General features: G+C 33.6%; 8 protein-coding genes. 1 reads left to right on the plus strand and 7 read right to left on the minus strand.

What is annotated here, in order from left to right:
- The 7 genes from Q0A18_RS14380 to Q0A18_RS14410 all read right to left on the minus strand — a co-directional run.
- Window positions 1-3,423: SpvB/TcaC N-terminal domain-containing protein (locus Q0A18_RS14380; RefSeq protein WP_292010851.1), on the minus strand; the 3,423-nt coding region annotated here is incomplete at its 3' end.
- Window positions 3,424-3,518: 95 nt separating this feature from the next.
- Window positions 3,519-4,004 carry a hypothetical protein gene (locus Q0A18_RS14385; protein WP_292010852.1) on the minus strand — a complete coding sequence of 162 codons (486 nt, stop codon included), beginning with the start codon at window positions 4,002-4,004 and terminating at the stop codon, window positions 3,519-3,521.
- Window positions 3,922-4,932: a hypothetical protein gene (locus tag Q0A18_RS14390; protein WP_292010853.1), complete on the minus strand. Its 1,011-nt coding sequence runs from the start codon at window positions 4,930-4,932 to the stop codon at window positions 3,922-3,924. The genes Q0A18_RS14385 and Q0A18_RS14390 overlap by 83 nt, the downstream gene beginning before the upstream one ends.
- Window positions 4,933-5,126: 194 nt before the next feature.
- Window positions 5,127-5,954: a YoaK family protein gene (locus tag Q0A18_RS14395; protein WP_292010854.1), complete on the minus strand. Its 828-nt coding sequence runs from the start codon at window positions 5,952-5,954 to the stop codon at window positions 5,127-5,129.
- Between the two features lie 33 nt (window positions 5,955-5,987).
- Window positions 5,988-6,482 (minus strand): hypothetical protein, encoded by a 495-nt coding sequence (locus tag Q0A18_RS14400; protein ID WP_292010855.1) that lies wholly within the window; start codon window positions 6,480-6,482, stop codon window positions 5,988-5,990.
- Between the two features lie 199 nt (window positions 6,483-6,681).
- Window positions 6,682-8,091 carry a HAMP domain-containing sensor histidine kinase gene (locus Q0A18_RS14405; protein ID WP_292010856.1) on the minus strand — a complete coding sequence of 470 codons (1,410 nt, stop codon included), beginning with the start codon at window positions 8,089-8,091 and terminating at the stop codon, window positions 6,682-6,684.
- A 2-nt stretch (window positions 8,092-8,093) separates the two neighbouring features.
- A complete protein-coding gene (locus tag Q0A18_RS14410; RefSeq protein WP_292010857.1) occupies window positions 8,094-8,801 on the minus strand; it encodes a response regulator transcription factor in 708 nt (235 codons plus the stop codon).
- 209 nt (window positions 8,802-9,010) lie between these two features.
- Between Q0A18_RS14410 and Q0A18_RS14415 the strand changes: the two genes are divergently transcribed.
- Window positions 9,011-9,578: XRE family transcriptional regulator (locus Q0A18_RS14415; RefSeq protein WP_292010858.1), on the plus strand; the 568-nt coding region annotated here is incomplete at its 3' end.

The following is a 9,578-nucleotide window of genomic DNA, read 5'->3' on the forward strand; positions in this document are numbered from 1 at the left end:
CTCTGCAAATCGTCCTTTTAAATCATATTTAAAGGTATTTGTATGCATTTGGGAATCTATGCTATTACTTACAACCTTCTGGGTAATGTTTCCAAAGCCATCGTAATTATAAGTCTCCAGTACATAACCTGTATTATCTCTATTCCAGGTTTTTAAGGTTTTTAATAGATTGTTCTCATAAACATATTCCTCCTTAGATGATTTTGTATCGCCATAGGCATGAATTATATCTGTCCTGATCTTAGGTTTTCCGATACTGTAGTTACTTCCGGGAGTGGTGACAGTAGGATAATATTCCAACTCCGAGGTAGAGATAGCAACACCCTCATTAATTGTAGTGGTAGATTTTGTAGGAAGATATAAACTATTGTAACTATCTACTTTGTGTACTGTTTTAATATTCTTTAAAAAGTCTTTACTGGTTGTAGTGTCCGGATTGATAGAAGTGACAACTTTAGCTTTATTTGCATCTACAACAGACGGAGTCACTACTTGACCGTTTACAAGTTTATCGACTTTATAATCATATTGTTTGAATGATAGTAATTGTGTGTTACTTATTGAAATGTCTACAGGAAAAATCTTGTTTTCATCCGTCGTTCTGATACTCCATTCTTTATAAGGTAAACCCTCATTCAATGGTGTTATTTCTGAACCATTCCAAATTATAGTATTTTCAAAGCCAATAGAGTAGAAATTGGTACGAGCAACTTGTCTAAAGCCTATTATTCCCCGTCCATTCAAATGACCAATTAAGTCTCGATATCTAAACTCCTGTTTTTTTTCTCCCCGAATAAGCTTGGATACTACATGATAATTTAGGTTTTGAATAATATTTGCATAGGGGTATAAAATAGAAGATGTAGTATAAAAGGATTTATATACATTCCCCTCTTCCAAATTTGAATATTCAATCTCTGTTTTAATATTTCCCTGTTCAATAGATTTTATTCTGGATAAAACATCAACTTTCGATCCTAAATTCCAGGTAATAAGTTTAGTTTTATGTAATATAACAAATTCTGTATTAAGTTGAGAAAGTCGGAAAGAGCCAAACATAGGCTTATAATGCTCTCCGTACATTGAATAATTGATATCTTCTGAATCATTATCTCCCCAATCAGTTGATTCTTTGGGTGCAATACTATATACGTTTGTAAAAATTGGTTTTCCATTAGTATCAACTCCATCATTTCTCAAATAATTAAACCCATAACTCGAATCTGGATTATTAACGCACAGCACACAGTCTCTATACCATTTTTGTGATTCAAAAACTAGAAAATCACTTTTGCCATCTTTATTCAAATCTGGAGCCCAATAAGACCTTAGTGTTTCTCTATTTTTTCTAGGAGCCCCTTGATGTGATGGCTTATATAAGTATAGATTAGAATAATAATGCGTTATAAATTCTTTTCCTGAAGAAATATACATGTTCCAATCAGAAGAATCAACCCCTACAGGCACTAATATATCTGTTTTGCCATCTCCATTATAATCTCCAACTATAGCAGGAAGGGCTCCATCGTATCCACCATTTCCGGCTTGAATATCAGAATATTTTTTTTCAAATTTAAAGGTTTGTATATTAAAAGACAAGAATCTTAATGTTCCCGATATTTTGTCTAAAAGCTCAACCTTTCCATCTCCGTCCAAATCTATATTGATTGTATTTTTATAGTCAACATAAAAATTATTATCATCAATAGGTGAAAATATATTATTTTTAAAGTCAATATAGAAATTCATATCTATACCCGTTGTCTCAGTCCAGGTAGTTGGAAAACCATAATCCTGACAAGTCCATCTGTGTTCATTCTTAAACATTAAGATTAATTCAGACAGCCCATCTCCATTAAAATCTACTTCTTTTGCCTCAATAGTATTTATGCTAGATTCGAATTTACACCTCATTTCTTCTGGATTAGCATCTTCAAATAGTTGAGGGTAAGCACTTAGGTCAATTTCTTTTGTTGCAATATTGACTAAAGAATTATTTTCATATTTATAAAAGTATAATATACCTTTCTTCAAGTTTCTATTTATAACACCTGTTATTAAAACCTGATCATTAAATGGTGTATTTGAATCGGCATATGTACCCATACATAGTGCTTTACCTGTATAACTAACATTCACAAAATCTCCATTTCCATCCAGCCTACCAAGCATTAATGTATTTTCTTTAAGAAAATCGAGTTTACCATCACCGTTAAAATCTCCTGATATTACATTTTCTCCTCTAATATCATCAAATCTTGAATCCTGTCTAAAAAGATTACTGGCAGAAGAATCTGTTTCATTGGCAAAAGTTATAGGATTTGTGGCTTCATTGGCAGAATTATATTCAATAATTTTATTAACAAATTGATAATTTGTACCATGATTGATATATTCTATCACATATTTTTTAAATTGATTTCCACTGGATTTTACAATTATATTATTCAATAATTTATCTTGAAGTACAGATATTCCGCTTACATAAGAGGATTCTTTTAAACTTCTTGTTGTACCAGTATTATAATTAAATTCAATTTTATTAAAATGAGCTTTACCTAATGTTTCATTCCCTCCCCATTCTATACCTGAAAGTATAGAAACATTTGTAGAAGTAGCTTGTGAATAATTATAAGTTATATAATTTCCTTTTGTGTCTTTCCATTTTACAATATTATAATCTAAGGGAGTTCTTGCTGTACTATTTCCTGAGGTGGTAGCTCCATACCAAGCTTGTGAACCATCCTCAAAAGTGACTTCCCAATATTCAGGTCCCTGCCATGCTAGTCCTGTAATAACTCCAATAGATTTTATTTTAATATTGGAATATTTTTCCGTCACATATTCAGCTCCGTTTTTTCCATACTCTCCCGATTTTAAAATGAGTTTTTGACCATTAAAGCTATAGTAATCTGAATAATCTAACTGGATACTCTTGGGTTCCCCATCTTTTTCTATATTTTTTCCTACTCTTGAAATAGAGGTAAGGCCTGATAAATTCCATCCGTATCCTGCAATGCCATTTCCTGAACCACTCATGTAAACAAGATTAATTTGAGGTGCAACGCTTTTCACTCCAGGAGGGAGGGCAATAGGTAGTGTGAACTGCAACTGCCCCGCTCCATTTACTTCAATATTCCCCTTGGTATCATGAAAACTTTGTCCTGAAGGAGCTGTAGTTCCCGACGGATTTGTAGCCCCAGCCTGCGAATCAGACGGGCCACCTCCAGGATTTTCTGTTGCAGGACCAATCTTTGCTATAAAAGGATTTGAAGTACTTGATGTAGCTATAAATCCCGGTGTTAAAATGACTGTTTGTGGATCCTGAACTGTACGGGACGTACTTTCAGGTTGATACAGTATAGTTTGGGAAAACCCCAATACGGATATCAATGATATAATAAGAGAATAAAAATATTTCATTCTTTAAAATTTGTTGGTTATAAATAAAATTGGATAAGCCAAAGCCATTAAAAAATTCATTACTACATTCTAATTGCTAACTACTAATTAGCTGATTATCTTTTCGTAATATTTTTACTGAATTTCCTGCCATCTTTTAAGGTGAAATGTAATACATATACTCCCCATTCATAGCCGGACATATTGATCTTTATCTGCCTATTCAAGTCAGGAATATTCTGCTGCTGAAATTTCCAATGTACTGTACTATGCTGATATAATGAAACCGATTCGATTAAACCGTCCACATCTTCACTCCAGTCTATTGTAAGAACATCATTTACAGGAACAGGGTATAATCGTATCCCCTGCCAGAAGATTTTTTCATCTATCGCTGATTCTTTTGATACAAGTGTTTTGGGTTCTTCCTGTATTTTTTCAGTTTTGGATTTTGTAATATCTTCAGAGACCTGTTTTGCAGCAGCATCAGTTCCACGGTAACGCTGATTTCCTGCTTCATCATATTTGAAATACACTATGGTTTGGGAAAATCCCAAAAATCCTATCAGTAAAGAGGATAGGGAAAGTAATTTTCTTTTCATGATCATTATTTTTATCAGAAACTAATTGCTCCAATTGCTTTTCTAATTTCTCGATCTTGTCAGATTGTACCTTCAGCTGCTTGTTTTGCTCAATAGAATACAAAGTAAGTTCTTCTATTTTTTCCAAAAGCTTAACGTTCATTTCGCCTAAATTAATGCCCTTTCTGATTACCTCTTCAGCTGAAGGAATATTAGGTAAGTGTCCTTTATCTCTAATATGTTTTTCTACTTCTTCAAGTGTATTTAATCTATATTGATTTTCAAAAACATAATCCGGCCAATTTTGCAGATCTACTTTAACTTCTCTAGCATGAACAATTCCGTTTACATCCAGTTTATTCACCGGGTTACTTACACCGATTCCAACATTTCCATTGTCTATTGCTGCGAAATTTGAAGTCTTTCCATTGATATCACCACTTCCATAATATGTTCCTTTTGGAAGATTATAAAAGGGATCATTAATTGAGACTGAACCTAAGCTTAACCCAGCAGCATCCTGATAGGCTCCTGTATTAGATACTACTACAGCATTAGTATAATAATACTTTGTTCCTCCCCTTAAAAAAACGATAATATCATTAGTCGCATTTGCCGTCATAACTCTTCCTAAGAAGTTAACTATTTTAGAATAATTAGTGGTTTCATAGCCATAAGTAAAGTTATCAACACGAAGACCGTTACCTCCTGATCCCCAGCCGTATCCTATTCCTGTAATAGCCACTATACCATGAGCAAGCCAATCTCTCCCCTCATGAATATCATTACGTGTTATAAAAAATGTCCTGTTGCCTCCATCTGAAGTTATTGACTTAAAACTAACAGGTACGTACTGACTTTGATTTCCCGCTGTTGTAAAGCTTGAAAATGTTTGTGAATTAGCACTATAAAAAAATAGACTAAGTAAAATAAGTGAAAATTTATTCATCTTTAGTTGTTTAAATACTATTAGGTAATATAGTTAAAATTCACAATTAAATGATTTAACATAAAATAAAAATAGTTTCTTTAGACATTTAGCATGCAGCTAAAAAACACAATCCCCTATTGCAAATTACAACAGAGGATTGTCACAGCTAGTTTACACAAAAAAACACTTATAAATATTCAATTATTTTCTGTTTAGTCATCCAGTACAAGCTTAGATTTTCTTTTTCTTTTCAGCTTGGTGAAAATCTTGTCATAGAGAAAGGCCAGTACTGTAGTTTTGTTATATATTTTATGGTATCGGTAACTTGTATTAAAATGCCGGAGATTAATTTTATAAAAGTCATATCCTATAACTACGACGAGACAGATACAGATCACATAAAATACCCTGAATTCCAAATGATAATAAGTTAATCCAGAAAATACGGCTCCCAGTACATAAGCAATCATAATACTCATCAATAGTTTAGCTCGTCCTATTAGTTCCCCATTTTTCCTGTACTTCTTATGTGTAAACATAGAGAACAGAATTCCCAGGTCGGTAGTTGTACCTGTAAGGTGGGTTGTTTTCACGGAAAAGTTGGAAATACTTGCGGTCAAACCGTTCTGAAGACCGGTTGCAAATAGCATCAAAGCAACCAGATATTGTGTTTCCATTAGAGTTTTCTCATAATAAAACTGTCCGTAAAACCCTACAAACAATAGGCATATAATTTCCAATACAATGGGCATTGCATGAGCGAAATACTTACTTTTCTTATTGAAGTTGATCACAATAAAATTGGATAAAAAGCTTCCGAAAAAGAAAAGGAAAATCCATCCGGCAACTACACCCACCTGTGTCCAGTTTCCTTTACTGATCTCCGCCGAAAGAATTGCATAATGTCCTGTTACATTCGAGGTAAAATTGAGAAATATTAATAGAGAGGCTATATTTATAGTTCCTGCCGTAAAAGCAGTCAGCGTCCCCAGTCTTATATTATCTCCCAATGTCCTGCTGTTACTATAATTTCTTAACATTTTTTATTTTTTTAATGATTCATCGGTATTTTCTTAGATCTCAACAAAAACCTCAGCCAGTCTTCCTTTTTCAGGAAGCACTTCAGGAACCTCTATGATAATATCATAAGATTCCAGGTTTTTGCATTTTTTGATAAAAGGAACAATATTGAATTTTCCCTGAGTAAATTTCCTTTTCGCAGAAGAATAATAAGCTTCCTCCACTTTTTCCGCTCTTAAATAATTATTGAATGTCCTCTGGAAACTTCCTGTGAAGACATCACAAATAATAGCATTGATTAAATGCGGATATTTATTTTTAATAATTCCGTAAGCATCACAGAATTCCTGTGGCCTTATTTTATTGAAAATGGAATTTTTGGTGGTGAATAAAAGATCTCTTATAGAATCTCCCATTTCATATCCAGATACAAAAAGGATATTGTACTTCATTCCGTTGTTGATTGCTTCTTTCTCTTTCAGTACTTTCTTCAATATATTTAAAGACTCAAGAGAATAATCTGTGGCAATTAAAATCGTTTTGGTCATATTTTTAAGATTTAGTTTCGCGTTATCTTATTTTGATGATACAAAACTAGAATGACCGGATTAGAAGCTCTTTGGAATGGAATTAAAATGTCATTAAGAGATTAAAATGAGATTAGAAAATTGTTAAGAATGATTAATATTAGGAAAAAAACAAAGCTTTAAGACTATAAGTTACTGTAAAACAGAATAAATCGTCAAATCATATAGATTTTTCTTCCGTTTGGGTACTGTAAAAATTAGGAAAACGCAGCTGTACGGTAGTCCCCTGATTTTCATGAGAACTTACCACCAATTCTCCATGATGCATTCTCACGATATTTCTGGCAAGAGGGAGCCCGATTCCGTAGCCTTCATAATTTTTGGTATTGGAAGCCCTGAAAAAAGGATCATAAATTTTATTCATCTCCTCCTGAGGAATTCCGATTCCGTTATCCTTTACTACAATAAACACATCCGTATCAGTAGCGCCTAAAAAAACTTTTACCTGCTGAAAATTAGAATATTTACAGCCATTATTGATAATATTGGCAACGGCAAGGTGCAATAACTGCTCATTACCCTGAACCTTTAGTTTTTTAGGATTATCGGGAAGCATATTGATATCCAGATAAATATTATTGCGGGAATCTATTCTTCTCAATGTTTCTATGACATCCCAAAGAAGCTGGTCCATACGTACTTTATCCATTTTCTGAATCTTTCCGTCAAATCCGGTTTGAGCGATCATTAATAAAGCTTTGATCTTTTTATCCAGTTTTTCTGCTTCATCCAGAATAATTCCCAGCGTTTCCTGATATTCCTCTACTGACCGGTTAATAGAAAGCGCGACATCCGCTTCTCCCATAATGGAAGTAAGAGGTGTTCTAAGCTCATGGGAAACATTTCCTATAAGATGATTCTGGGTTTCAAAAGAGGTTTCGATGCGGTTGAGCATATCATTAAAAGTATCCACCAGATCATTAAGTTCTTTATTATCCGGCTGTGGCTCCAGTCTAAGATGAAGATTTTCTGAGCTGATTTCCTTTACCTTTCCTGTAATCTTTGATATGGGTTTAAATAGGGTTCTGGAAAGATAAAACGAGAAGATCATACTGAAGAAAAGCGACATGATCATACACGTAATCAGCGTTCTCTTTAAAAATCCAAGATAATAGACTACGTAATGATTTTTTGCAGAGGCAATAGCAATATATTCTTTATCGTCAAGCTTAAACGATTGCCCTATATAATAAAACTCTTTATCGTTATAATTAGCTTCTCCATTTCTGACAGCAGCTTTAAAAAAAGAATCCGGTATTTTTATTTCATCGGATATTTTCTGAAAATTGGAATCGGAGGGAACAGCGAATACATAATCTTTCTCCATAGGAAGTTCTTCTCCATTAACAATATTCATGATTCTGCTATCTGAAAGGTCTACGTGTTCTTTACTTTTCTCAATCTGGACTATGGTGGTAGCCCGGATTTTCAGAAGCTCGTAAAATCTCTGATGTGAAAAGTTAACAATAGAAAAATAAACCAGACCACTGAAACATAAGATAACTGCTGCAAAAACAAGCATCAGAAGCAGCATCGTCTTGGTTTGATTGGTGACCACTTTATTAAACATGCTTATGGTTTTTTCAGTACATATCCCATTCCGATCACCGTATGAATAAGTTTTTTGTCTTCCTGATTATCCATTTTCTTTCTAAGGTAATTAACATAGACATCTACTACATTGGTTCCCAGCTCATAATTAACACCCCAAACGGCATCGAGGATCTCTGCCCGTGAAATCACTTTTTCCTGATTATTAAGAAAATACATCAACAATTTATATTCTGTGGAAGTAAGAGATACTTCTTCCCCTCCTCTGGTTACTTTCTTAGTATAATCGTTAACTACCAAATCAGAAACCCTGTGAATATACTCATGATCTTCTTCCGCAACCGAAGTCTCCTGAGAATTACTATGGTTACTTCGTCTCAGCAGGGACTTTACCCTTGCAACCAATTCAATAAATTTAAAAGGTTTCACCAGGTAGTCATCTCCTCCGTTCTCTAATCCCAAAACAATATTTTCTGAAGTACCCAAAGCCGTTAAAAACAGAATAGGAACATGTTGATTCGTTTTTCTGATCTCTTTACACACATCCAATCCATTCATTTCCGGGAGCATAATATCCAGAATAACCAGATCAAAATCGTTTTCCTCAACAAGACGAACTCCCGTAGGCCCATCAAAAGCCACCGATATTTCATATCCTTTTTCCTGAAGTCCTTTTTTAATAAAAGAGACCACACTGGTTTCGTCTTCGATCAGAACTATTTTTTTCATAAATAACGAATTTCACAAAAATAAAAAAAAGAATATAAATGAATATATCCCTACTGATACGAATATTTTTTATCACTTTTTCATTAATCTAAAAGCAAAATCATTATCTAATCCATTTTTCTAAAGAATAATTTTAAATTTGCTCATATAAGAAAAGCTATTCTTATGTTGACAACAGATATTCTTTATAACTTCACAGAATATAAATTATGAATGATTTTTTAATCGGTATTGGAAAAAGGCTGAAAGACATCAGAAAGAAAAACAATTTGACAATCAATGAACTAGCCTTCAGAGCCCATGTAAGTAACGGATTGGTTTCCCGCATTGAAAACGGAAGAACAATCCCGTCTTTACCTGTTCTACTTGATTTAATTCAATCTCTTGAAATAGATGCCAGTTATTTTTTTGAAGGAGTGGAAAAGAAATCTAATGCCAAATTCATTTATTTGCCCAAAGAAAGCCAGCAGCCCATAGAGAAAGAAGTAGAAGCTGAAGGTTTCCGATATATGCATATCTTCAGTAAAAGTCTGCATTCTCTAGGATTTGAGGCTGTATTACTCACTCTTGGTCCCAATTCTAAAAGAGAAAAAGTGATTACTGACGCATGGGAATTTAAATATGTTTTAAAAGGAAAAGTCAAATACCTTATCGATAATGAAGAAATCGAATTGCATGAAGGAGATTCCCTTTACTTTAATGGCAAGTTTCCCCACGTTCCTGTAAGCATCAGTAATGAAGACTGTATTATGCTTGTTCTTTATTTCTATTCTGATA

This window comes from Chryseobacterium sp. (assembly GCF_022712095.1).
Taxonomy (GTDB): Bacteria; Bacteroidota; Bacteroidia; order Flavobacteriales; family Weeksellaceae; genus Chryseobacterium.

Bases quoted from the DNA above. Each gene is read 5' to 3' on its own strand.
- Q0A18_RS14385 (WP_292010852.1), bottom strand. From the start codon at position 4,004: ATGAAAAGAAAATTACTTTCCCTATCCTCTTTACTGATAGGATTTTTG.
- Q0A18_RS14390 (WP_292010853.1), bottom strand. From the start codon at position 4,932: ATGAATAAATTTTCACTTATTTTACTTAGTCTATTTTTTTATAGTGCT.
- Q0A18_RS14395 (WP_292010854.1), bottom strand. From the start codon at position 5,954: ATGTTAAGAAATTATAGTAACAGCAGGACATTGGGAGATAATATAAGA.
- Q0A18_RS14400 (WP_292010855.1), bottom strand. From the start codon at position 6,482: ATGACCAAAACGATTTTAATTGCCACAGATTATTCTCTTGAGTCTTTA.
- Q0A18_RS14405 (WP_292010856.1), bottom strand. From the start codon at position 8,091: ATGTTTAATAAAGTGGTCACCAATCAAACCAAGACGATGCTGCTTCTG.
- Q0A18_RS14410 (WP_292010857.1), bottom strand. From the start codon at position 8,801: ATGAAAAAAATAGTTCTGATCGAAGACGAAACCAGTGTGGTCTCTTTT.